Origin of the sequence: Rhizobium mulingense, from assembly GCF_029194105.1 — a bacterium.
Lineage (GTDB): Bacteria > Pseudomonadota > Alphaproteobacteria > Rhizobiales > Rhizobiaceae > Rhizobium > Rhizobium mulingense.
This window is the reverse complement of record NZ_JARFVE010000002.1, coordinates 440,125-463,717: the sequence shown is the minus strand read 5'-3', so window position 1 is coordinate 463,717 and position 23,593 is coordinate 440,125. Positions and strand designations below refer to the sequence as shown.

Below are 23,593 nucleotides of genomic sequence, written 5' to 3'. Positions count from 1 at the left end.
ATCGGTTTTCATCGCCGCTTGGGCTTTGCTCGGGCTGCAATCTTCTATGAGCGATTCGAAAAGGATTTCGTCATGAACACAGGTACCGTTAAGTGGTTCAACGCAACCAAGGGCTTCGGCTTCATTCAGCCGGATGACGGCGCAGCCGACGTTTTCGTCCACATCTCCGCCGTCGAGCGCGCCGGAATGCGCGATCTCAAGGACGGCCAGAAGCTGTCCTACGATCTCGTCCGCGACAACAAGTCCGGCAAGATGTCGGCAGACCGCCTCCAGGCGGCTTGAGCCTTTAAGGCTTTGAATATCATCTCCGGACCGTGACCACGGATGTACTGGCACGGTTCGTTGAGATGGCAGGGAAGGTCGGGTTAGCCCGGCCTTTTTGCGTTTCCGGCCGGTTGTTGCTGTGCTCGCGGGCAAAAGCGACAAAAGTCTTTGACTTGTGCCGCCGCGCCCCTCTGCCCTGCCGGGCAGAGGGGCGCGCTCACGGCACGACTTTAAAGAATCTTTCGTGCCATCAAATGAAGTCGTCATTGCCGACAACAAGGCGCGCAAGACAGGGAATCAGCCGCCAGTCGCCTCACCACCCTCCAGCATCTCCATCACCCGCGCCATCACCGCCCGCGCCGCATCGAGCTCAGCCGACGTAAACGCCGCGCCGAGTCCATCCGCCCATCCGGCCTGCGCCGCCTCGATCACCCCCAGCCGCGCCGCCCCTTCCGTCGTCAGCCGCACCAGCTTCGCACGCTGGTGCTGCGGATTGTCGGCATAGGCGATCAGCCCTTCGCTCTCCAGGACGTCGGCAAGCCGCTGCACGCCCTGGCGGGCGAGGCCGAGCGCGCGGGCGATCTGCGCCACCGACAGGTCGCCGCGCCTTGCGGCCGCCAGCACCTGCCAGCGCGCGCTCGTCTGTCCCGCGGGCTTTGCCAGCCGGTCGCCGGCCGCCGTCAGATGGCCGGCGAGACGAAGGGCCGTGATCGCGAAAGCGGAAAAGGCATCCCCTTCCATCGTTCGCTCCGGTCGATTCTGTTTGACAACATGTTGTCGATTCTGTATTTCATCCATAGTGACAATATATTGTCATATGCCGATGACCGACGCAACGCCGAAGGAGGAGCGCACCATGAAGAAGACTTACAGGGGAAGCTGCCATTGCGGCAAAGTGCACTACGAGGTGGATATCGACCTCGAAGCAGGCACCGGCCGCTGCAATTGCTCGATCTGTTCCAAACGGCGCTATTGGGGCGCCAACGTCAAGCCGGAGGATTTCCGGCTGATGTGCGACGAGGCGCAGATGTCAGACTACCAGTTCAACACGATGAGCGGCCATCACCGCTTCTGCCGCACCTGCGGGGTGCCCGCCTTTGGCGACGGCTATGTCGAGGCGATCGGAGGGGCCTATGTCTCGATCAACATCGCCTGCCTCGACGATATCACCCCTGAGGAACTGGCGGCCTTGCCCGTCCGTTATTCCGACGGCAGGCACGACGCCTGGTGGAACGAGCCGGCGGTGACGAGTTATCTCTGAAGCAATTCCAACGGTTTTGCGTCCGCAATTGCACTAGCAGAATGCACGCTTGTCGGATCGTCGCACTCCCGTTCGTCCTCTGTCCATAACGGAAAAGGAGAGTGACCGTGAAAGGCGAAGCGAAAGTCAGGATCGAGGAAGAGGCGATCATCGCCATGCTGATGATGCGGGCAAAGGCGCTCGGCGAAAAGAACGCCGCGGAGGTGCTTTCTTATGAGGCTGAGGATTCCGTCGAATTTTCGCTGGCGCCGCCGCTCGTCTCCACCGGCAAGAATGAGGCGGGCCTGCAGGCGTGGTTCGACACGTGGGAAGGTCCGATCGGCGGTGAAGTGCGCGATGCCAAATTGACGGTGGGCGGCGATGTCGCCTTCTGGAGCGGTCTCCTGCGCATGACCGGGACCAAGACCGACGGCACCGAGGTCGACCTCTGGTTCCGCCAGACCCTCGGCCTCGTCAAGCAAGACGGGCATTGGATCGTCGCTCACCAGCACGCCTCCGTGCCCTTCGCCATGGATGGCAGCGGCCGCGCATTGCTCGACCTCGAGCCGTGACGTGAACCTCGGATGTCAGGCAGGGTTCTCCGCCGTCTTCCGACGGCCGGCGCGCACTCCCATGATCCCGACGCCCATCAACAGCAGGATCGCGGTCGCATAGATATCGGTCGTCAGGCCATAGCCGGCCGATTTCGCCAGGAAGCCGGCAAGGATCGCCGGCAGGCTGAAGGCGAGATAGCTCTGGACGTAGAAGGCGGCAAGCAGGCCGGCGCGCTCGTCCGCTTTGGCGAGCGGCATGATGGTGCCGATCGCGCCGAGGAAATTGGTGCCGAAACCGGCGCCGGTGAAGACAGTGCCGATCAGCAGCAGCGGTACATTGGCAAGATGCACGCCGGCGACAACAGTCAGGACGCCGAGCGTCTTGGCCGACACGCCGAAACCGAGATTGGCTGATGCCGTCTTGCTGCGCCTGAGATAGACGGCGATCGCGCCGCTCACCATCAGCGCGGTCACAACAGCCCCGCCCGTCAGCGGCGCGCGGCTGCCGGTCGTGCTGGCGACCAGCGACGGCACCAGCGAAAGATAGAAGCCGGCGAGCGTCCAGTTAGCGATGTTGATCGGTGTCACCAGTGAGAGCGGCCGTTTGACCTGCGGGGGAATTGCGACCCTGGGGATCAACGAGCCGAGGGCGCCCGGCCGCCTGCCGCCGGTCTCGCGGGTCAGCCAGATGGCGGCTGCCAACAGCGTGAAGGCAAAAAGCAGCAGCGCATAAATGAGATGCATCGGGAAAGGGCCATATTGGATCAGCGCGCTGGTGCCGACCGCGCCGACCGCCATGCCGCAAAGCGGTGCGATCGAATTGACGATCTGCCCCTTGGCCCGGTCGACATCGACGAGAGCGGCGCCGAGCGAGGCACCGGCAATCCCGGTCGCAATCCCCTGCACGATCCGCGCTGCGATCAGCCAGCCCGGGCCGCTGGCGACGACGAAGAGGCCCATCGCTGCGATTTCCAGCACCAGGGCCAAAAAGATCACCGGCTTGCGGCCGAGATGGTCGGAGATTGAACCGGCAATCAACAGCGCAGCCAGCAGCGCGAAGGCGTAGACGGCAAAGACGACCGTGATCAGCACCGGCGAGAGTGCGAAGTTCTCCTGATAGATCCGATAGAGCGGCGTCGGCGCCGCCGAGGCGCCGAAAAAAGTGGCGAGCGTCAGTGCATGAAAGCCGACCGAGGGACGCGGCGCATTCTCTGTGGATTTGACTGCGGCGACCATATATAAGCCCTCTTAAAGCTAAGCCGTTGCGTTAGCTTCATGTAGGGCCGATGGACCGTAAAGGCAAATTATTTGCGTTTATGGGTCTGTCAAAGATTTTGAACCATAAGCGTCGAGAGTCGGGTGTAGGGATGGCAGTGAAAGAAAATCTCCGGCCGGGCGGCAGAAGCGCCCGGGTTCAGGCCTCGGTGCACAAAGCGGTGCGCGAACTGCTGGCCGAGATGAACCGCGCCGAGGTGACCATCCCGTCGATCGCCGCCAGGGCGGGTGTGACGCCCTCGACCATCTATCGCCGCTGGGGCGATCTGCAGGAGCTGCTTGCCGATGTCGCCGTCGAGCGGCTGCGGCCGGATATGCCGCCGATCGATGCCGGCAGCGGCAAAGCCGATCTTCAGGCCTGGGCGGAGCAGTATGCCGAGGAAATGTCTTCCGGGCCGGGCCGCGAGATGATTCGCGACGTGCTGGCGGCGCAGGCCGGCGCCAATGCCTGCAAATGCTGTGAATATACGCGCCAGCAGATCGTCCTCATCGCTGAGAGGGCAAAGGCCCGCGGGGAGGCCTTTCCCGATGTTGACCGCGCCATGGATGAGGTGGTAGCGCCGATCATCTATCGCATCCTGTTCGGCGACGTACCGGATGCCGCGCGGGTGCGGGCGCTGGTGGCGCGCGCCATGGATTCTGCGAGCTGAGCCTACTCCGCGGCCGCGCGTTTCGACCCGGAGATTTGCGTGATATAGGCGCGCAGCGCTGCCGGCCGAACCGGCTTGTGCTGGACGGCGATATCGTGCCGCTCGGCCTCGCTGCGCACCTCCGGCGTGCGATCGGCGGTAACAAGCAAAGCGGGGATATCGACGCCGAACTGTCGGCGCAGATGCAGGATCGCGGCAATGCCGGTGCCGTCGTCGAGATGATAATCGGCGATGACGAGATCCGGCGGTCCGTCATGGCCCTCGCTTGCGACCACATCGGCCAGGCGATCCACCGCCGTCACCGCGCAGCCCCAGCCGCTGAGCAGCAACCGCATGCCTTCTAGGATTTTTGGCTCATTGTCGATGCAGAGCACCTTCAGCCCCTTGAGCGGCTGTGAGGGGCGGTCGCCCGGTGCGATGGCCGCGATTGCCTGGGCCGGGCGCGAGACGTCGAGCGGCATGGCGATGCGGAATTCCGTCCCCCTGCCATGTGTCGACTGCAGCTCGACCGGATGATTGAGAACGCGGGCGATGCGGTCGACGATCGAAAGGCCGAGCCCGAGGCCGGAGGCGGTTTTCGCCCCTTCGTCCAGCCGCGCGAATTCCTTGAACACGGTGCGGAATTTCGACGGCGGAATGCCGATGCCGGAATCGATCACCTGGATGATCACCTGATTGCCGCGCCGCCGCGCGCCCACCAGCACCTTGCCGGTGATCGTGTATTTGATGGCGTTGGAAACGAGGTTCTGCACGAGTCGGCGCAGCAGGTTGGGGTCGGAGCGCACGCGCAGCGAGGTCGGCACGACCACCAGCTTCAGCTGTTTTTCCCGGGCAATCGGCGCAAAATCGGTCTCGATCCGCTCTAACAGGTCGGAAAGCGCGACGGAGGCGAGGCGCGGCCGCATGGCGCCGGTATCGAGCCTGGAGATATCGAGCACCGCGCCGAGAATGGTTTCAACCGATTCCAGCGCTGAATCGATGTTGCGCACGATCGGGCTGTTGTCGGATTGCGCCATGCGCTCGACCAGCGCCGAGGAATAGAGCCTGGCGGCATTGAGCGGCTGCAGGATGTCGTGGCCGGCGGCGGCGAAAAAGCGGGTCTTGCCGATATTTGCCTCGTCGGCGGCGGCTCGCGCTTCGGCGAGTTCGCGGTTGACGCGGGTCAACTCGGCCGTGCGCTCGGCGACGCGCTGCTCCAGCGTCTCGTTCGCCTGCTTCAGCGCCTGGTCGGCACTGACGCGCTGGGTGATGTCGGTGAAGGTGGCGACGATGCCCTTGTCGGGCATGGCGTTGGAGCGCACCTCGATGATCCGCTCGCCGCCGCCGAGCACCAGCGAGAACGGCTTGTCGAGCGTCAGGAAATGCCGCACCGTCTGCTGTTGATCGCGGGGCGCGATGTCGCCGCGCTGGCTGAGAATGGTGACAATGTCGGAGAGGGGAAAACCGACCTGGCCGGCATTTTCCGGCAGGTCGAGCAATTGCCGGAAGCGCCGGTTCCAGATCGTCAGCCGGTTTGAACTGTCGAACACGGCGATGCCCTGATCCATCTGCGAAAGCGCGGTCTGGAGCATGTCCTGATTATATTGCAGTGCCTCGCTCGCCTGGTCCAGCAGCCAGGCGGTGTCGGACGAGGCGTCTTCGATCTTCTGCAGGATCAACGACAGCACCAGCCGCGCCGAGGAGGAGCCGATGGCGCTGCCGAGCAGCTGTTCGCTGAAATGGATCAGCGCCATATCGGCCGGCTGTTCGTCCTCCAGCTTGCGGCCGGAGCTCTGCTCATAGGTCGTCAGCGAGCGCTGCATGCGCTCTTCGCCGAGATAGCGCGAGATCGCCGCCTTGAGGTCGCCGACGCTGATGCGGGTCTTCCAGCCGCGCGTGGCAAATTGCGAGCGCGAATGCCGCTTGACGAAGATGCCGGCCTGGATGCGTTCCAGCGGCCTGGCGTTGCGGGTGAGCGAGCCGACGATGACGAAGGCGGTGTTGACGAGCAGGCTCATCACGGTCGCATTGACCAGCGGATCGGCGTCGGGCGCCGTAAAAAGCGTCGCGCCGGGGAAGATGAAGCCGAGCACGGCGCTTGCCACATAGGAATAATCGGGGCCGCCGAGCGACGGCAGGAACAGCAGGTAGATCCAGATAACGGAGCCGGACGTCAGCCCGAGGATGGCGCCGCGCGCATTCGCCCGCCGCCAGATCAGCCCGACGAACAGGGCTGGGGCAATCTGTGCGATCGCCGCGAAGGAGAGAAGGCCGATCGAGGCGAGGCCGGCGGTACTGTCGGTCGAGCGGTAATAGGCATAGCCGAACAGCAGCACGGCGAAGATGGCGCTGCGGCGGATGTTGAGCAGCGTCTTGGCGAAATCGTCGCGCTGGCCGGTGCGGCCGGCGAGTTTGCGCCTGAGGAAGATCGGCATGATGATGTCGTTCGACACCATGATCGACAGCGCCACCGAATCGACGATGACCATCGCCGTTGCGGCAGAAAAGCCGCCGATGAAGGTGATCAGCGTGATGACAGGCATCTCGCCGGCAAGCGGCAGCGACAGCATGTAGAAGTCTGCGTTGCCGGCGCCGCCGAAGGTCAGCAGTCCGCCGATCGCCACCGGCAGCACGAAGAGATTGATCGCGATGAGGTAGAAGGGGAACAGGAAGCCGGCGAGTTTCAGCTGTTTTGCCGTCCGGTTTTCCACGACCGTCACGTGAAATTGCCGCGGCAGCATGATGATCGCGAAGGCCGACAGCAGGATCAACGTGAGCCAGCGGCTGATCGGCGTATGATAATTCAGGGCCGACATGACAAGGTCATTGCTGACGGTTTTCTGCCAGAGATCGCTCGGTCCATCGAAAAGAAACCAGATGACGCAGACGCCCGCCGTCAGGAAGGCAACGAGCTTGACCACCGATTCCATCGAGACGGCCAGGATCAGGCCGTCCTGATGTTCCGTCGCATCCGTATGCCGCGTGCCGAACATGATGGCGAAGCAGGCAAGCACCAGCGTTGCGACGAGCGGCAGGTCGAGAAAATAGAGATTGCCGCTGCCGATGCCGTAATCGGATGGGTTGACCATGGCGCTGACGGTGCTGGAGATCGCTTTCAGCTGCAGCGCTATATAGGGAATGGTGCCGATCAGCGAGATCAGCGCGACGATCGTCGCGATCGTCGGGTTCTTGCCGTAGCGTGCGGCGACGAAATCGGCGACCGAGGTTAGCTTCTCCGCCTTGGCGAGCTCGATGATGCGGCGAAGCAGCGGCATGCCGAGCGTGAAGACCAGGATCGGGCCGATATAGATGCCGGCAAATTCCAGGCCGCGCTGGGCGGCAAGCCCGACGCTGCCGAAATAGGTCCAGGAGGTGCAATAGATCGCAAGGCTCAGCGCATAGACGACGGGCCATCCGCCTTCCAGCGCGCCCGGGCCGCGGTTCTTACGGTCGCCGTAGCTTGCCACCGCGAAAAGCAGGAGCAGGTAGCCGAAGGCAGACGCGAATATGACCCAGCCTGGAAGCATTGACCCTCCGCCGGCGAAAAGCCGCCGGCGCCTCCCGCAACCAGGTCAGCTTAAGCCATTTCAGGTGCCTTGGAAATTCCCGCCCATCTAAGCCTTAAGTCAAAGGCTTCATGGTGATCTTGCCGGATTATTGCGATTGCCGATTGATTAATTGCGATGAAGATGTAGCTACTCGAAACAAGGCATATCTCTGAAATGGGATCGAAGGGAGACGGATCCGATGCTTAACGATTTCAAGGCCTTTATCGCCCGCGGCAATGTCATGGATCTTGCAGTCGGCGTCATCATCGGCGGTGCCTTCGGTGGCATCGTCAAATCGCTGGTCGACGACCTTATCATGCCGATCGTCGGCGCCATTTTTGGCGGCTTCGACTTTTCCAATTATTTCCTGCCGCTCTCGTCGGCCGTTAACGCCCCGACACTTGCCGCCGCCCGCGCCCAAGGGGCTGTCTTCGCCTACGGCAGCTTCCTCACCGTGCTCATCAATTTCCTGATCCTTGCCTGGATTATCTTCCTGATGGTCAAGGCGGTGAACTATCTGCGCCAGCAGGTCGAGCGTCAGGAGAAGGTCGCACCGGAGGAGCTGCCCGCGCCGCCGGCTGATGTTCAGCTGCTGACGGAGATCCGCGATCTCCTCGCCACACGCCCCACCGTCTGACCGGGCTTCGGCCCGCTGTCGGGCGGGCCGCCATTCATCACGAAAATCGATATGCCATCACTTGTTATCATGGGATTTGCCGGCGCAAATCCGCTATGAAGGCGGAAACCGGAGATATGCATGTCGATCGTGGAAAGCCTTAGCCCGCGCGCCATAGCGGCGCCCGAAAGCGGGATCGTCGAAGTCGTCAATTATGCCCGCGGCCGCCAAGGCCTGCTGCCGCTATGGGTCGGTGAAGGCGACCTGCCGACGCCCGACTTCATCAGCAGGGCGGCGATAGATGCTCTTGCATCAGGCGAGACCTTCTATACCTGGCAGCGGGGCATTCCTGAGCTTGGGCGGGCGCTGTCGGATTATTATGTTAGGCATTTTTCCGTCTGCCTTCCGGCCGAGCATTTCTATGTCACCGGCTCCGGCATGCAGGCGATCCAGATCTGCGTGCAGGCGCTGACTTCGCCTGGCGACGAATTCGTTTACCTCACCCCCGCCTGGCCGAATATTGCAGCAGCCCTCGAAATAGCAGGTGCGCGTTCCGTCGGCGTCACGCTGCAGTTCGAAGGCGGCAAATGGACGGTCGATCTCGACCGGATAGAAGCCGCGATCACGCCGAAGACCAGGGGCATTTTCATCAACACGCCGTCGAACCCGACGGGCTGGACGGCGACGAAGAAGGATCTCGGCGATATCCTGGCGCTCGCCCGCAAACATGATCTCTGGATCATGGCGGATGAAATCTACGCGTGCTATTACTTCGCCGGCGGCCGCGCGGCCTCGTTCCTCGACGTGATGGAGCCGGACGACAAGATCGTCTTCGTCAATTCCTTCTCGAAAAACTGGTCGATGACGGGCTGGCGCGTCGGCTGGATCGTGGCACCCCCCGAGATGGGCCAGGTGCTCGAAAACCTCATCCAATATTCGACGTCGGGCGTGGCGCAGTTCATGCAGAAGGGCGCCGTCGCGGCGCTCGATCAAGGCGACGATTTCGTGCGCGCCAACATCGCCAAGGCCGCCCGTTCCCGCGACATCCTCTGCGATGCGCTGATTGCCACCAACCGCGTCGAGACGCTGAAGCCGGACGGCGCACTCTATGCCTTCCTGAAGATCGACGGGGTTACCGACAGCCGCAGGGCCGCGATCGACATCGTCGACAAGACGGGCGTCGGTCTCGCCCCCGGAACCGCTTTCGGCGCTGGCGGCGAACTGTTCCTGCGCGCCTGTTTCCTGCGCGACCCCGACCAGATAGCGGTCGCTGCCGAGCGTCTCTGCGATTATATCGTCAAACTCTGAGAGGGCCGGCGAAAGCGCGCGCCGGGCCGATTTTGCGCCGGAACGGCCGGATCGCTAAAACTTGAGCAAAGCTCGAAATCGGCCTCTAACCACGACTCCAAACATAAGCGTTGAAAGGGTCCCGAATGGCCCTGCGATAAGAAAATTGGAAAGAAAAACCGGCGCCTGATGCCCCTGCTTCTAAAAAGCGAAAGCAGGGGTTTGGGACATGGCGGTTTTGGTGACGGGCGGGGCCGGTTACATCGGCAGTCACATGGTTTGGGCGCTCATCGATGCGGGCGAGGATGTGGTGGTGCTCGACCGCCTCTCCACCGGCTTTCGCTGGGCCGTCGCGCCGGCGGCGCGTTTCTACCTCGGCGACATTGCCGATCCCGACATCTTGAAGAAGATCTTCATCGAAAATGACATCGAGGCGATCATCCATTTCGCCGGCTCCGCCGTCGTCCCGGTCTCGGTCGCCGATCCGCTTTCCTATTACGACAACAACTCCGGCAAGACCCGGGCGCTTCTCTCCGCCGCGATCAGGGCCGGCATCCGCAATTTCGTCTTCTCGTCGACGGCGGCCGTCTACGGTCAACAGCAGAACGACCTGCCGGTGAAGGAGAATGCCTCCCTCAATCCGGAAAATCCCTACGGCCAGTCGAAGCTGATGACCGAATTCATGCTGCGCGATGCCGCCGCCGCCTATGATTTCAACTATGTCGCGCTTCGCTATTTCAACGTCGCCGGCGCCGACCCCGATCACCGCACCGGCCAGTCGACCGCAGGCGCCACGCATCTGATCAAGGTCGCCTGCGAGGCAGCACTCGGAAAACGCGACAGCGTCCATGTCTACGGCATCGACTATCCCACCCATGACGGCACCGGCGTGCGCGACTACATCCATGTCACCGATCTTGCCGATGCCCATCTGAAAGCGCTGCAGCATCTGCGCAAAGACAGCGGCTCGCTGGTTGCCAATTGCGGTTATGGCAGCGGCTATTCGGTGCTCGACGTCTTGAACATGGTCACCCGCCTGCACGGACATTCCTTCAAGATCCATATGGCGCCGCGCCGTCCCGGCGATTCGGCAAGCGTCGTCGCCGATGCTTCGCTCGCCCGCCAGGTGCTCGACTGGAAACCCCGCCACGATTCGCTGGAAACCATCGTCCAGAGCTCGCTCGATTGGGAGCTCTTCCTGTCGAACAGAAATGTCGACGACCTGCACAGCATCCACCGGGCGCTTGCTGCCGCATCCTTCTGAACGGTGCTCGACGGCAGCCTGTTCACAGGCTTGCCGGAAATGCTCTATTCATGGTTTCAAGCCTTTCCTGGGCAGAGTGTCTGACCAGGAAAGGCTGGAACAGCGGAGGTGAACCATGCAGGACAGCGAAGTCATCATCGAGCGGCGAGTCGCTGCCGGCATCATCCGGCTCAACCGGCCGCGGGCGCTGAACAGCCTGACGCTGGCGATGATCCGGACGATCGCCGAGGCGCTTGACGGCTTTGCCCGCGATGCCGACGTGGCAATTGTCGTGGCGACAGGGGAAGGCGAACGTGGCTTCTGCGCCGGCGGCGATATCCGCGCCCTCCATGAGAGCGCCCGGGCCGGCGACGGCCTCGCCGGAACCTTCTGGCGCGAGGAATTCCGCCTCAACCACCAGATCGCCGTTTACCCCAAACCCTATGTCGCGCTGATGGACGGCATCACCATGGGCGGCGGCGTCGGCCTGTCTGCGCACGGCCGCCATCGCATCGTCACCGAGCGCACCCGCCTTGCCATGCCGGAAACCGGCATTGGCTACGTCCCCGATGTCGGCGCCACCTGGTTGCTGCCGAAGGCACCCGGCGAGGCCGGGACTTGGCTCGGCCTGACCGGGCTCGATATCGGCGCCGCCGACGCGATCCACGCCGGACTCGCCGATCGTCATATCGCGTCGTCGCGGCTCGCTGAGGTGACCGATGCACTGTCGGGTCTGCCGCGCGGCAGTTCGTCGATCGATGTCGATGCCCTGTTGCAGGCATTCTCCGAGCCTTTGGGAGAAAGCCGGCTGCGGCAGTACGCGGCGACGATTGATCGCGCATTTCGGTTCGACAGCGTCGAGGAGATCCTGACGGCGCTTGCCGAGGAGCAGGGCGATTTCGCCGCCGAGACGCGCCGGGTGCTGCTGACGCGCTCGCCGACCAGCCTGAAGCTCGCTTTGCGGCTCTTAAGGGCCGGCCGGCGCAGCGCCTCGCTTGCCGAATGCCTCGGCCGCGAACTCGGCGCCTGCCTGCAGATGCTGGACAATCCGGATTTCTTCGAGGGCATCCGCGCGGCCGTTATCGACAAGGACCGCAATCCGAAATGGTCGCCGGCATCAGTCGAGGCCGTCAAGGCGCAATCGGTCGAGAAATTCCTGAAACCGGCCGAGCCGCCGCTTTTGCTCTGACGCTGTCGTCCGCTGAAGGCTGGATGCGCGGCACCGTGCGGCGGGCGAGAGCCTCTGCGTCCTGATGCCAGCCTCTTCAACACCAAGTCTTCGGCGTGACGCGCCGAAACCGTAGGCCGGCCTGTGCTAAAGCCTAGCTTTCCCTCTCCTTTGAACTGATCGACCGTCAACCAGGCTTCGGCATAGGGTCCGCGACGTAACCCCTAACCGACATCTCTCGATCACGCAAAACAGGAGCGCATCATGTCGCAGGCAGAAGCAAAACCCCGTACGACTGGTCAGCAGGAGCCTGGCAGGCCGAAGCCCGAAGAGTTGGTCCCGTCGCGCTATGCGGTGCGGATCGGCGAAATTGAAGTGCTGATCATCAGCGATGGCGTGTTGCCCCTCCCGACGACGATGCTGGGACACAACGCCGACGCCACTGACCGGGCAGTCTGGCTGGACGATATGTTCCTGCCGCGAGACGCTTTCGACTGGGCGTTGAACGTGGTCCTCGTCCGCAGCGGCGGGCAGACCATCCTCATCGACGCCGGGCTGGGCCTGGATCCGGACTTGAACTTGCCGCGCGCCGGGCAGTTGATCAAGCGACTGGAGGGTGCCGGCATCGATCTGGCATCGGTGACCGACGTGGTGCTCACCCACCTGCACATGGATCACATCGGCGGGCTGCTGGTCGATGGCGTGAAGGACCGGTTGCGTGCCGATCTCAGGATCCACGTGGCGGCTGCGGAGACCAAATTCTGGGAGGCGCCCGATTTCAGCCACGTGTCCATGCCGCCCGGCTTTCCGGATGCGCTTCGGGCAACGGCAAAACGGTTCCTCAGCGAGTATGGCAGCCATCTCAACCTGTTCGACGAGCGGTCCGAGGTGGCGCCGGGTGTGGTCGTCCAACGCACCGGCGGCCATACCCCTGGACATAGCGTGGTCCACCTGGCATCCGGCGGGGACCGCCTGACATTCGCCGGCGATGCCGTGTTTGCGGTCGGGTTCGAGCACCCCGATTGGTACAATGGTTTCGAACACGATCCCGAGGAGGCCGCTCGCGTTCGCATCGATCTTCTCAGGGAGTTGGCGGCGAATGGCGAACAGCTGGTGGCCACCCACCTGCCGTTCCCGTCGGTCGGCCGCGTGGCGGTCGACGGTGACGTTTTCCGTTGGGTGCCGGTGTTCTGGGACTACTGAGCGCCTGGCCAGGTCAGGACCGAACCAAAGCGCGTCGCATGGCATGCGGCGGGCTCTACCGCCACATGCCGCGCATGCGGGCGCCGACATCGATGCGCACCTGCCGCGCCTGGGCTTGAGCAGCAGACTCTGACTTCACCTGCGGCCAGCTGCAGGCATCGAAGAATTGCAGCAGCGTCGCCGGAATGAAGCGGCTGCGCGAGGCATAGACATGCCGGTCGCCCTGCGCATTCTGCCCATAGGTGAAGAAACGCTGCGGCACGACGAGGTCGAGACCGTCGCGGGCGCGCGTCATCGCCACATAGAGCAGCCGGCGCTCCTCCTCGATTTCGGCGGTGGCGCCGACGGCAAGATCGCTCGGAATGCAGCCGTCGACGACATTCAGCATGAAGACTTTCGTCCACTCCTGGCCCTTGGCCGAATGGATGGTCGACAGAATGAGATAGTCCTCGTCGAGCAGCGGCACGCCGGCCTGGTCGCTGGTCGCATCCGGCGGATCGAGCGTGAGCTCGGTGAGGAAACGCTCGCGCGAGGCATAACCGCCTGCAATCTGCTCGAGCTGCAACAGATCGGCCTGCCGCGTTGCCGCGTCCTCATGCAGCCGCTCCAGATGCGGCGCGTACCATTGCCGCGCCAGCTCGATTTCCGCTGGCCAGCCGGCATTGCCGGATTTCATCTCCTGCAGCATCGAAACGAAAGCCACCCAATCCTCCCCACAGCGCGGCGGCGCCGGCATGGCGGCAAGCGCTGAGAGCGGGCTCGCATCCTCGGCCATCAGGTCGAGCGCCTTCTGCGCCGTCGACGGCCCGACGCCCGGCAGGATCTGCATCAGCCGGAAGCCCGCCACCCGGTCGCGCGGGTTCTGCGCGAAGCGAAGCGCGGCCAGCATGTCCTTGACATGGGCGCTGTCGAGAAATTTCAGCCCGCCGAATTTGACGAAGGGAATGTTGCGCCGGGTCAGCTCGACCTCCAGCGGCCCGCTGTGATGCGAGGCGCGGAAGAGCACCGCCTGCTGCTTGAGCTTGAGGCCCTCTTCGCGATTGTCGAGCACCTTGTCGGCGACATAACGCGCCTGATCGGCCTCATCGCGAACCGTGACGAGGCGCGGCCGCTCGGCCGATTGCCGCTCGGTCCAGAGATTCTTGGTGAAGCGCTCCGAGGCGAGATCGATGACGGCGTTGGCGGCTGTCAGGATCGGCTGCGTCGAGCGATAGTTCCGGTCGAGCGTGACGATATTGGCGGGCGGGCTGAAGGCTGCGGGAAAATCGAGGATGTTGCGCACCGTCGCTGCGCGGAAGGAATAGATCGACTGCGCATCGTCGCCGACGACGGTCAGCCCCTGGCCGCCGGGCTTCAGCGCCATCAGGATCGAGGCCTGCAGTCGGTTGGTATCCTGATATTCGTCGACCAGCACATGGTCGAAGCGGCTGCCGATATCCTCGGCGATCACGCTTTCGCCCACCATCTGCGCCCAGTAGAGCAGCAGGTCGTCATAATCGAGCACGTTCTGGCTCTGCTTCGCCTCGACATAACAGGCGAACAGCTCGCGCAGCTGTTTTTCCCAGGCCGCGCACCAGGGAAAGGCGTCGCGCAGCACCTGGTCGAGCGCGCTTTCTGAATTCACCGCCCTGGAATAAATGCCAAGGCAGGTGCCCTTGGCCGGGAACCGGTTTTCCGTTTTGGAGAAGCCGAGATCGTGCCGGATGAGGTTCATCAGGTCGGCGCTGTCTTCGCGGTCATGGATGGTGAAATCGGCATCGAGGCCGATCTGCTGCGCATAGTCGCGCAGCAGCCGCGCGCCGATGCCATGGAAGGTGCCGGACCAGTTAAGCGCATCGGCCATGACGCCGGCCTTCGAACCGAGCACATCGCGGCAGATGCGCTCGACGCGCCGCGCCATCTCGGCGGCCGCCCGGCGCGAGAAGGTCATCAGCAGGATGCGGCGGGGATCGGCGCCCTTGACGATCAGATGCGCGACCCGGTGCGCCAGCGTGTTCGTCTTGCCCGAGCCGGCGCCGGCGATGACCAGCAGCGGCCCGGCAATATGGCTGCCGTCGGTGAGCGTGCCGTACTCGACGGCCATGCGCTGCTGGGGATTGAGCTTTTCGAGATACATCCAGCCGTCCGGTCGGGCTCCCGCAGAATCACTGCGGGAAGATTAGATGTTCCTTGAATGTTCGCGATTTCAGCTGCTGTCAAGCCCGGAACGGCGCAAGTCTTAATCGGGGAAATCCGGCCCTACCACGCGCCGCACCAGCTTCAGGCTGCGGTCCGGCTGAAGAATATAGGTTTCCTCCACGCGCTGGCCGCTCTCGTTATAGAACTGATTGTAGACGGCGCTGCCGACCGGCGATTTGGTGAGCTTCGTCCGCGGCTGGCCGCCATAGGTGATGCTGCCGGGAATGGGTTCCAGCGCCGGGCTATCGGCAGAGGAGCAGCCGGTCAGCAATGCTGCGGCAAACAAGGCGGGCATCAGCACTTTCATCGTCGTCGTCCCTCTTTCGACTGCAGCAAGATATGGAAGCCGCAGCACCTTCCGCCAAGGGCGGGTCAGGCTTGGTCCGCAGAAATCCCGCGCGAATATCCCGTCGAGACCGGCGAACCGCAACGAAAGCCCCGTTGCGGCGTTAACCTGGATATACCAACCTCAGGAGACGCTTAAGTGATTGGGTTTGCTGTATTCCTAGACCATGACGAACCCACCCGGCAGGGTCATGGCGAGGCGGCGACACGCGCTTCGGTCGAGAGCGCTCTCCATGCCACCGATGATCTGGACGCCGGGGAAATCACCGTCAGCACGCTTAGTTCCTATGTCATCCTCGAAGGTTTCGTGCGCCGGCACGGCGATGTCGAACGAGCCGTCGCGATCGCCGAAAGCGTCGTCGGCCGAGGCTATGTGCATAGCCGCCTGCTGCGGCGCTGAGGGAACCAAGTAAGCCTCCGCGTGTTGAAATGCCGGATCAAAACGCTGGAGGCCATCATGCAGTTGCTTCTTCGCCTTTGGGCAACGACCTTGATTATCTGTGGTGTCTTTGCCGGCTCCGCCTATGCCTCGCTCGAAACCGGCACGAATTATTCCGCGCTTCCGAAGGACCAGATCGCGCTCAACGAATATACCGAAACGGCCGCCTGCCAGCCGGCAGAACCGCACTATCTGCCGTCCTTCATCCGCACGGCGGACGGCACGATCATCGGTGTCGGCTATATCGAGGTGGAGAATGAAGGCGGCGCGGGCTGCTGAGAATCCGATCCGCTCGAACGAGGCTCGCCGGCGTTTCCGGTGACGAGCCTCTGACCATCATCATGATGGCTGCGTGTGTTCTATCGAAACAGCTGTCCCCAGCGCAACGTCCTTTGCGCCAAAACCCGGCATCTGCTCGATCCAGGGTTAAGTGAAAATTAAACAATGTCTCGTTCCGGCACGCTTTGCCGAACAAATCGAAAAACAGCCGGACGTTCCCTGCCGCGTTAATGCAGCAGCTTCAGCTTCGCCTCTTCGGCCGCCGCCAGGAACTCGGCCCTTGCCTCTTCCACGCTCTTGCGTCCGTCGAGCGCTGCCCGACAGGTACTGCGCGCCTTGATATAATGCAGCCCGCGCGCGCTCGGCCAGAGATCCGCCAGACATTTCAACGCATCGAACGGCCCGTTGACGGTCTTGAGGTCAGCGCCTTCGAAACCGACCTTCACGGGGTCGTTCCATTTTTCAGTTGCCATCGATGCTCCTCCGGGGTTTCGACAGAAACAAGGTGCGGCACTCCCAGTTCCTCCGGGGAGACTCCGCTATGATAGGCATTCTAGCGTGATTTTCACGGCCAACAATGGCGAATCGTTCGTTGCCGGTGAACCGAAACGCTGACTTGGCGACACGGGATCGTAGGATTCGAAGAGGGCTACGCCCGTACGCGAGGAGAGGCCGTAAATAAACCATATGTTGCAGGCCCGTATCGCTGATCCATGCTCCGCAATCAAAGAGCTCAATATGTGGTTAGGCCGAACTCTGATCCAGACTGCTATTTTCTCTGGGGCGCTGGCAATGCCGCCTCTTGCCTACGGCGCAGAGATATCGGCTGAAGAAGCCTTCCTCGTGCGTATTTCCACTGAGGTCGTTCCAACAATGCAGCGGAAATATCTGCGGGCTACCCTGATACGCTACACGGAAGGGACCACGATAGACCTCGCTGCCCGGTTCATGTCGGAGAATGCTCCTCGGTGGTATATCGAAGGCATTTCCGATGGAGTTTCTCCGCGCCCCCATGCGCCGATTCCGGGCGAAGAAATGGTGGTGACCGGAGAAATGTTCGAGCTCTGGCAGTTTTCGCCGTTCGTACCTTATTATCTTGAGGTAACCGACATTCCCGATTGTATTGGCATGCTGTCTGCTTTGTGCGCACGGCTGCCCCTCACCTTAACCCTCTCCCCGTAAACGGGGCGAGGGGACGTGCCGGCGTGAGGCCTGCGGGGGACCGAGAGCTTGCGACATATCCCCTTCGCCCCGTTTACGGGGAGAAGGTGGCGGCAGCCGGATGAGGGGCCAGCCAAGTGCGAGAAATGATGTCGGATAAGAAAACTGGTGCTGCCGAGTGGGATTGAACCACCGACCTCACCCTTACCAAGGGTGTGCTCTACCACTGAGCTACGGCAGCAGGACCAGGACCCGTGCGAGCCGGGCGGCTCAATCGCGGGAACGGGGCGGCTATTGCCACAGCTTGACGACAAGCGCAAGCCGCAAATTCCAACTTCGCGTGGATTGCGATGCGGGGGACTTTTGGATCGGCGCGAATTCGGTTAATTCTGTCACATGAACGACAAGACCGAAACCGGCCACCAGAGCCGCAAAGAGGCAATCGAGGCACAGGCGAAGCTGCGCCGCGAGCGCGCCGCCGAAAAGCTCAGGGAAAATCTCAGCCGACGCAAACAGCAGGTACGCGCCCGCCGTTCGGGCCAGGCCGACGAAACAAATGGGCTGCCCGCCGCAAAAATGGACGAATCGTAATGTTCCGTCCGGCACGAATTGAAGCCTCTTAAGAAATCCCCTAAACACCCTCACTCCTCTTTCAAGCCAGAACTTTCAGGAAGTAAGCGCACATGGATCGTATCAGAATCGTCGGCGGTAATGAGCTGAATGGCATCATTCAGATTTCCGGCGCCAAGAATGCCGCACTGCCGCTGATGATCGCCTCGCTTCTGACCAGCGACACGCTCACGCTGGAAAACGTGCCGCACCTGGCCGATGTCGAACTTCTGATGCGCATCCTCGGCAATCATGGCGTCGACGTCGCCGTCAACGGCCGCCGCGAGCGCCAGGAGGATTCCTACGCCCGCACGATCCATTTCACCTGCCGCACCATCGTCGATACCACCGCTTCCTATGAACTGGTCTCGAAGATGCGCGCCTCTTTCTGGGTCATCGGCCCGCTGCTGGCGCGCGAAGGCCATTGCCGGGTGTCGCTGCCGGGCGGCTGCGCCATCGGCACGCGCCCCGTCGATCTCTTCATCGAAGGCCTGACGGCGCTCGGCGCGACCATGGAGATCGATGCCGGCTACATCAACGCCAAGGCCCCCGATGGCGGCCTGATCGGCGCGCGCTACACCTTCCCGAAGGTTTCCGTCGGCGCCACCCATGTGATGATGATGGCGGCGACGCTTGCCCGCGGCACCACTGTTATCGGCAATGCCGCCCGCGAACCTGAAGTCGTCGATCTCGCCAACTGCCTGAACGCCATGGGTGCCAAGATCTCCGGCGCGGGGACTGCGACCATCACCATCGAGGGCGTCACCTCGCTCTCCGGCGCCCGCCACCGGGTCCTGCCGGATCGCATCGAGACCGGCACCTACGCCATGGCCGTCGCCATGGCCGGCGGCGACGTCGTGCTGGAAAATACCGATGTGTCGCTGCTTGAAACCGCGCTGGAAACGCTGCGCCGCGCCGGCGCGGACATTTCAGCGACCAATAACGGCATGCGCGTCAAGCGCAACGGCGCCGGCATCAAGCCGGTTGATATCGTCACCGATCCCTTCCCGGGTTTCCCGACCGACCTGCAGGCGCAGTTCATGGCGCTGATGACCCGCTCCTCCGGCATCTCTCATGTCACCGAGACCATCTTCGAGAATCGCTTCATGCACGTGCAGGAGCTTGCCCGCCTCGGCGCCAGGATCACGCTCTCCGGCCAGACGGCGAAAATCGAAGGTGTCCAGCGCCTGCGCGGCGCGCCTGTTATGGCGACCGATCTGCGTGCCTCCGTTTCGCTCGTCATCGCCGGCCTTGCCGCCGAGGGCGAAACCACAGTCTCCCGCGTCTATCACCTCGACCGCGGTTTCGAGCGGCTCGAGGAGAAGCTGACCCGCTGCGGCGCCGTCGTTCAGCGCATCAGCGAGTAAGCCTCGTTCATCCCGGTTGCGTAATCAGTCACAGCATCCTATTTCCCTTGTCTGACGCATCGCCATTCCGGCGGTGCCTGCTGGGATAAGACTAGATGACCGATCTGAAGCTTGTTGCGCTCGATGACGAGGATCTTGCCATCATCTCCGCGCATATGCAGGACAGCGTCTTCAAGGTCGGTGACATCGACTGGTCGCCGCGCGAAGCGCAATTCGCCCTTGCCGCCAATCGTTTCGTCTGGGAAGGTGCCGGGCGCAAGCGCAGGGGTTTCGAGCGCCGCCGGGCCGCCTTGGTCTTCAAGCGGGTGCTTGCCGTGCGTTCGCTCGGCATCGACCGTGGCGAGCGGGACGAGGTGCTGTCGCTCCTGGCGCTGCGTTTCGAGAAGAAGGGCGAGGGGCCGGACGGCACGGTCGAGCTGGCGCTGTCGGGCAAGGCCTCGATTGCGCTCGATGTCGAATGCATCGAGGCGCAGCTTGCCGATATCGGCGGCGCCTGGGAGGCGGCTTCCAAGCCGCGCCATCCCTGACGCCCGACGCTTAAATGTTGCGGTTTCGAGTTAAGAAGGAATATCGGCCTTGGCAATCTGGCTGGATCAGGCATCGGAAGGTTTCGAGCAGCATTTCGCCGCTTTCCTGACGACGAAGCGCGAAGTCTCCGAGGATGTGAACGCCGTTGCGCGCGCCATTATCGATGACGTCAGGGCGCGCGGCGATGTGGCGCTTGCCGAATATTCGCTGAAATTCGACGGCATCGATTTCGCCGCCGTGCCGATGCGCGTCACCTCTGAAGAGATCGACGCCGCCATCGAGGCGGTGCCGTCGGAAGTTCTTGGGGCGCTGAAGCTCGCGGCGCTCCGCATCGAATCCCATCATCGCCGGCAGCTGCCGAAGGACGACATCTACGAGGACGATCTCGGCGTCCGTCTCGGATCGCGCTGGACGGCGATCGAGGCGGTCGGGCTCTACGTCCCGGGCGGAACCGCGAGCTATCCGAGCTCGGTGCTGATGAACGCTGTGCCGGCCAAGGTCGCCGGCGTCGACCGGATCGTCATCGCCGTTCCCGCCACCGGCGGCGCCGTCAATCCGGCGGTGCTCGCCGCCGCCAGGCTTGCCGGTGTGAGCGAGATCTACCGCGTCGGCGGCGCCCAGGCGATCGCCGCTCTCGCCTATGGCACCGAGACGATCGCCCCGGTCGCCAAGATCACCGGTCCCGGCAACGCCTATGTCGCCGCCGCCAAGCGCCACGTCTTCGGCACCGTCGGCATCGATATGATCGCCGGTCCTTCCGAGGTACTGGTCATTGCCGACAAGGACAACAATCCCGATTGGATCGCCGCCGATCTTTTGGCGCAGGCCGAGCACGATGCCAGCGCCCAGGCGATCCTGATCACCGATGATGTCGAATTCGGCAAGCAGGTGGAGCAGGCGGTCGAACGCCAGCTGAAGACGCTGAACCGTGCGGAGACGGCGGCGGCCAGCTGGCGCGATTTCGGCGCCGTCATCCTTGTTGCCGATCTGAACCAGGCCGTTCCGCTCGCCAACCGCATCGCCGCCGAGCATCTCGAGCTTGCCGTCGCCGATCCGGACCGGCTGCTCGATGGCATCCGCAATGCCGGTGCGATCTTCATCGGCGCCCATACGCCCGAAGTGATCGGCGATTATGTCGGCGGTTCGAACCATGTGCTGCCGACGGCGCGTTCGGCGCGCTTCTCCTCCGGTCTTTCGGTGCTCGATTTCGTCAAGCGCACCTCGATCCTGCGCCTCGGGCCGGATGAACTGCGCACCCTTGGCCCGGCGGCAATCGCTCTTGCGGTCTCCGAAGGTCTCGATGCCCATGCGCGATCGGTCGCGATCCGCCTCAACCTCGAAAGGTGAGGGCATGGCGGCGGGCGATTTCCGGCTTTGCGACGTCGTCCTGGACGACACGATCGGCCGTTCGACGCCCGATGTCGAGCATGAGCGCGCCGTCGCCATCTTCGATCTGATCGAGGAGAACAGCTTTGCGCCGATCGGCCATGCCGGCGGGCCTTATCGGCTGAACATCTCGCTGGTCGACTCTAAGCTGGTCTTCGCCATCGCCACGGAAGACGGCGGCAATGTCGCCACCCATATCCTGTCGCTCACGCCCTTCCGGCGGATCGTCAAGGATTACTTCATGATCTGCGAGAGCTATTATGAAGCGATCCGTTCGGCCACACCAAGCCGCATCGAGGCGATCGATATGGGCCGGCGCGGTATCCACAACGAGGGGTCGCAGACGCTGAAGGACAGGCTGACCGGCAAGATCGAGATCGATTTCGACACCGCCCGGCGGCTGTTCACGCTGGTCTGCGTGCTCTACTGGCGCGGATGACGGCAATGGAGGTCGCCGCCGACGTCGAGGAGGGGAAGAGGCCGGGCGCCATCCTCTTCATGTGCGGGCTGAACGCCATCCGCTCGCCGATGGCGGAAATCATTGCTCGTAGCATTCTGCCGTCCAATACCTATATAAGGTCGGCCGGCGTTCGCGCCGGCGAGCGCGATCCTTTCGTCGATGTGGTGCTTGAGGAGATCGGGCTTTCCCTCGGGCGCCGCCAGCCGCAGACGCTTGATGAACTCGAGGACGATTATTTCGATCTGATCATCACGCTGTCGCCGCAGGCCCATCATGCCGCGCTGGAGCTGACGCGCTCGAATGCAATCGACGTCGTCTACTGGCCGACAATGGATCCGACGGTTGTCAGCGGAACGCGCGAGCAGATTCTCGAGAGCTATCGCGAGGTCCGCAATCATCTCACCGGTCTCATCGAAAGCCGGCTGCTGAAACGAAAAGGCATCGCCGCGCAGTCGGCGTGAAAACAAATGACGGAAAGCCCGATCAACAAGGTTCACAAACCCGCCTTGATTGTGTAGTTTCCGCCCAAATTTCAAGGCGCGCGCTGCGCTGCCTCTTCAACCCACAGGAAGAAAACCACTATATGCCGAAAGAAGAAGTCCTCGAATTCCCGGGAATCGTCACCGAACTTCTGCCGAATGCGACGTTTCGCGTGAAGCTTGAAAACGAACACGAGATTATCGCCCATACCGCCGGCCGCATGCGCAAGAACCGCATCCGCGTTCTCGCCGGCGACAAGGTGCTTGTGGAAATGACGCCCTACGATCTGACCAAGGGCCGCATCACCTACCGTTTCAAGTAAGCTTGCCCAAGGTCCTGCAAGGGTTTTCTCCCGTCTGGCGATGGTCGAGGTTCCATGGCGCTGAAATATAAGCTCATTCTCGCTTCGGGCTCGCCCCGTCGCGTTGACCTGCTCAACCAGGCAGGCATCGAGCCGTCGCGCCTGATGCCGATGGATATCGATGAGACGCCGAAGAAGTCGGAGCATCCGCGCTCGCTCGCCCGCAGGCTTTCGGCCGAGAAGGCAGAAGCCGCCCTTGCCGCCATTAAGGGCGACATCACCTGGAAGGGCAGTTATATCCTCTCCGCCGATACGGTGGTCGCCGTAGGCCGGCGCATTCTCGGTAAGGCCGAGTTCGCCGACGAGGCGCTGAGTTCGCTGCATCTTTTGTCGGGACGCAACCACCTCGTCTATACCGGGGTTTGCCTGGTGACGCCGGATCGCAAGATCCGCCAGAAGATCGTCGAGACCAAGGTCCGCTTCAAGCGGCTCTCCGGCTTCGAGATCGAAAACTACCTGGCGTCGGGCCAGTGGCGCGGCAAGGCGGGCGCCTACGGCATCCAGGGGCTCGCCGGCACTTTCGTGCAGAAGATGGTGGGCTCTTACACCAACGTCGTAGGCCTGCCGCTTTATGAAACCATTGTGCTTCTGACCGGCGAAGGCTTCGATGTGCATAGCCGGTGGCCAGAGGGCTGAGGCCGCGGCCGACGCCATAGGACGAACCGATCATGCCCGAAAACAGGAAAGCCGCCGCCAAGGTCGAACCGCTGCGCAAGACGCGCCCTTGCCCCGAATGCGGCAAGCCGTCGAATCGCGACCATTATCCCTTCTGCTCCAACCGCTGCCGCGAGGTCGATCTCTCCCGCTGGCTGACCGGCTCCTATGCCATTCCGGTTGCCGATGACGACACGAAGGCCGATCATCCCGACGAGGAAAACTAGCGAAATCCACTGGCGAAGCTCTTATTTTTCCTCATGAATCGGTAAATCCGGCGAGACCGTCAAAAAAGAGTCATTTGACGCTTGCCATGAGC

At 62.7% G+C, this 23,593-nt stretch carries 27 protein-coding genes and 1 tRNA gene; 21 read left to right on the top strand and 7 right to left on the bottom strand.

What is annotated here, in order from left to right:
• Window positions 1–72 precede the first annotated feature (72 nt).
• The gene (locus tag PYR71_RS02405) at window positions 73–282 is read left to right on the top strand and encodes a cold-shock protein (protein WP_011423929.1); all 210 of its coding nucleotides are present in this window, start codon (window positions 73–75) and stop codon (window positions 280–282) included.
• A gap of 279 nt (window positions 283–561) precedes the next feature.
• Here PYR71_RS02405 and PYR71_RS02400 read toward each other — a convergent pair whose 3' ends face one another.
• On the bottom strand, window positions 562–1,062 hold the full coding sequence (locus PYR71_RS02400) for a MarR family winged helix-turn-helix transcriptional regulator (protein WP_416340292.1): 501 nt from the start codon (window positions 1,060–1,062) through the stop codon (window positions 562–564).
• A gap of 58 nt (window positions 1,063–1,120) precedes the next feature.
• On the opposite strand from PYR71_RS02400, the gene PYR71_RS02395 reads away from it, so the two are divergent.
• Together PYR71_RS02395 and PYR71_RS02390 are read left to right on the top strand one after the other, a co-directional pair.
• Window positions 1,121–1,525 (top strand): GFA family protein, encoded by a 405-nt coding sequence (locus PYR71_RS02395; RefSeq protein ID WP_183914400.1) that lies wholly within the window; start codon window positions 1,121–1,123, stop codon window positions 1,523–1,525.
• 107 nt (window positions 1,526–1,632) lie between these two features.
• A complete protein-coding gene (locus tag PYR71_RS02390) occupies window positions 1,633–2,076 on the top strand; it encodes a YybH family protein (RefSeq protein ID WP_275618085.1) in 444 nt (147 codons plus the stop codon).
• 15 nt (window positions 2,077–2,091) lie between these two features.
• Here the strand turns inward: PYR71_RS02390 and PYR71_RS02385 are convergent, their stop codons facing one another.
• On the bottom strand, window positions 2,092–3,294 hold the full coding sequence (locus tag PYR71_RS02385; RefSeq protein WP_275618084.1) for an MFS transporter: 1,203 nt from the start codon (window positions 3,292–3,294) through the stop codon (window positions 2,092–2,094).
• A gap of 131 nt (window positions 3,295–3,425) precedes the next feature.
• On the opposite strand from PYR71_RS02385, the gene PYR71_RS02380 reads away from it, so the two are divergent.
• The gene (locus PYR71_RS02380; protein ID WP_275618083.1) at window positions 3,426–3,983 is read left to right on the top strand and encodes a TetR/AcrR family transcriptional regulator; all 558 of its coding nucleotides are present in this window, start codon (window positions 3,426–3,428) and stop codon (window positions 3,981–3,983) included.
• 2 nt (window positions 3,984–3,985) lie between these two features.
• Here the strand turns inward: PYR71_RS02380 and PYR71_RS02375 are convergent, their stop codons facing one another.
• On the bottom strand, window positions 3,986–7,489 hold the full coding sequence (locus PYR71_RS02375; protein WP_275618082.1) for a PAS domain-containing hybrid sensor histidine kinase/response regulator: 3,504 nt from the start codon (window positions 7,487–7,489) through the stop codon (window positions 3,986–3,988).
• Window positions 7,490–7,709: 220 nt separating this feature from the next.
• Here PYR71_RS02375 and mscL point away from each other — a divergent pair, with 220 nt between their 5' ends.
• From mscL to PYR71_RS02350, 5 genes are all read left to right on the top strand, one after another.
• Window positions 7,710–8,147, top strand: coding sequence for a large conductance mechanosensitive channel protein MscL (gene mscL, locus PYR71_RS02370; protein WP_275618081.1), 438 nt, complete (start codon window positions 7,710–7,712; stop codon window positions 8,145–8,147).
• A 120-nt stretch (window positions 8,148–8,267) separates the two neighbouring features.
• The gene (locus PYR71_RS02365; protein WP_275618080.1) at window positions 8,268–9,434 is read left to right on the top strand and encodes a pyridoxal phosphate-dependent aminotransferase; all 1,167 of its coding nucleotides are present in this window, start codon (window positions 8,268–8,270) and stop codon (window positions 9,432–9,434) included.
• A gap of 208 nt (window positions 9,435–9,642) precedes the next feature.
• Window positions 9,643–10,677 (top strand): UDP-glucose 4-epimerase GalE, encoded by a 1,035-nt coding sequence (gene galE / locus PYR71_RS02360; RefSeq protein ID WP_275618079.1) that lies wholly within the window; start codon window positions 9,643–9,645, stop codon window positions 10,675–10,677.
• A gap of 115 nt (window positions 10,678–10,792) precedes the next feature.
• Complete coding sequence (locus PYR71_RS02355) at window positions 10,793–11,845, top strand: enoyl-CoA hydratase/isomerase family protein (protein WP_275618078.1); 1,053 nt, start codon at window positions 10,793–10,795, stop codon at window positions 11,843–11,845.
• 243 nt (window positions 11,846–12,088) lie between these two features.
• Window positions 12,089–13,027, top strand: coding sequence for an MBL fold metallo-hydrolase (locus tag PYR71_RS02350; RefSeq protein WP_275618077.1), 939 nt, complete (start codon window positions 12,089–12,091; stop codon window positions 13,025–13,027).
• Window positions 13,028–13,082: 55 nt separating this feature from the next.
• Here the strand turns inward: PYR71_RS02350 and PYR71_RS02345 are convergent, their stop codons facing one another.
• Window positions 13,083–15,143 (bottom strand): ATP-dependent helicase, encoded by a 2,061-nt coding sequence (locus PYR71_RS02345; RefSeq protein WP_275618076.1) that lies wholly within the window; start codon window positions 15,141–15,143, stop codon window positions 13,083–13,085.
• 102 nt (window positions 15,144–15,245) lie between these two features.
• Window positions 15,246–15,512, bottom strand: coding sequence for a hypothetical protein (locus PYR71_RS02340; protein ID WP_275618075.1), 267 nt, complete (start codon window positions 15,510–15,512; stop codon window positions 15,246–15,248).
• Between the two features lie 177 nt (window positions 15,513–15,689).
• On the opposite strand from PYR71_RS02340, the gene PYR71_RS02335 reads away from it, so the two are divergent.
• Window positions 15,690–15,950 (top strand): BON domain-containing protein, encoded by a 261-nt coding sequence (locus tag PYR71_RS02335; RefSeq protein WP_275618074.1) that lies wholly within the window; start codon window positions 15,690–15,692, stop codon window positions 15,948–15,950.
• Window positions 15,951–16,007: 57 nt separating this feature from the next.
• Entirely contained in the window at window positions 16,008–16,268 is a 261-nt protein-coding gene (locus PYR71_RS02330; RefSeq protein ID WP_275618073.1) for a hypothetical protein, read from the top strand.
• A 227-nt stretch (window positions 16,269–16,495) separates the two neighbouring features.
• Here the strand turns inward: PYR71_RS02330 and PYR71_RS02325 are convergent, their stop codons facing one another.
• Window positions 16,496–16,741 carry a DUF982 domain-containing protein gene (locus PYR71_RS02325; RefSeq protein ID WP_168295872.1) on the bottom strand — a complete coding sequence of 82 codons (246 nt, stop codon included), beginning with the start codon at window positions 16,739–16,741 and terminating at the stop codon, window positions 16,496–16,498.
• A 214-nt stretch (window positions 16,742–16,955) separates the two neighbouring features.
• Between PYR71_RS02325 and PYR71_RS02320 the strand changes: the two genes are divergently transcribed.
• The gene (locus PYR71_RS02320) at window positions 16,956–17,450 is read left to right on the top strand and encodes a hypothetical protein (protein WP_323115713.1); all 495 of its coding nucleotides are present in this window, start codon (window positions 16,956–16,958) and stop codon (window positions 17,448–17,450) included.
• Between the two features lie 145 nt (window positions 17,451–17,595).
• On the opposite strand, the gene PYR71_RS02315 is transcribed toward PYR71_RS02320, so the two are convergent.
• A tRNA-Thr gene (locus tag PYR71_RS02315) sits at window positions 17,596–17,670 on the bottom strand.
• A gap of 155 nt (window positions 17,671–17,825) precedes the next feature.
• On the opposite strand from PYR71_RS02315, the gene PYR71_RS02310 reads away from it, so the two are divergent.
• From PYR71_RS02310 to yacG, 9 genes are all read left to right on the top strand, one after another.
• Window positions 17,826–18,020, top strand: coding sequence for a hypothetical protein (locus PYR71_RS02310; RefSeq protein WP_009996058.1), 195 nt, complete (start codon window positions 17,826–17,828; stop codon window positions 18,018–18,020).
• A gap of 92 nt (window positions 18,021–18,112) precedes the next feature.
• On the top strand, window positions 18,113–19,405 hold the full coding sequence (gene murA / locus PYR71_RS02305; protein ID WP_275618072.1) for a UDP-N-acetylglucosamine 1-carboxyvinyltransferase: 1,293 nt from the start codon (window positions 18,113–18,115) through the stop codon (window positions 19,403–19,405).
• A gap of 95 nt (window positions 19,406–19,500) precedes the next feature.
• Window positions 19,501–19,932 (top strand): DUF2948 family protein, encoded by a 432-nt coding sequence (locus PYR71_RS02300; protein WP_097582451.1) that lies wholly within the window; start codon window positions 19,501–19,503, stop codon window positions 19,930–19,932.
• Between the two features lie 49 nt (window positions 19,933–19,981).
• Entirely contained in the window at window positions 19,982–21,280 is a 1,299-nt protein-coding gene (gene hisD / locus PYR71_RS02295) for a histidinol dehydrogenase (protein WP_275618071.1), read from the top strand.
• A 4-nt stretch (window positions 21,281–21,284) separates the two neighbouring features.
• A complete protein-coding gene (locus PYR71_RS02290; protein WP_183914426.1) occupies window positions 21,285–21,758 on the top strand; it encodes a UPF0262 family protein in 474 nt (157 codons plus the stop codon).
• Complete coding sequence (locus PYR71_RS02285) at window positions 21,755–22,240, top strand: arsenate-mycothiol transferase ArsC (RefSeq protein ID WP_275618070.1); 486 nt, start codon at window positions 21,755–21,757, stop codon at window positions 22,238–22,240. Before PYR71_RS02290 ends, PYR71_RS02285 begins: the two co-directional genes overlap by 4 nt.
• 122 nt (window positions 22,241–22,362) lie before the next feature.
• Window positions 22,363–22,581, top strand: coding sequence for a translation initiation factor IF-1 (gene infA / locus PYR71_RS02280; RefSeq protein WP_003545338.1), 219 nt, complete (start codon window positions 22,363–22,365; stop codon window positions 22,579–22,581).
• Between the two features lie 54 nt (window positions 22,582–22,635).
• Complete coding sequence (locus PYR71_RS02275) at window positions 22,636–23,256, top strand: Maf-like protein (RefSeq protein ID WP_010028866.1); 621 nt, start codon at window positions 22,636–22,638, stop codon at window positions 23,254–23,256.
• A gap of 32 nt (window positions 23,257–23,288) precedes the next feature.
• Window positions 23,289–23,501: a DNA gyrase inhibitor YacG gene (gene yacG, locus PYR71_RS02270; RefSeq protein ID WP_275618069.1), complete on the top strand. Its 213-nt coding sequence runs from the start codon at window positions 23,289–23,291 to the stop codon at window positions 23,499–23,501.
• The last annotated feature ends 92 nt before the right edge of the window (window positions 23,502–23,593 follow it).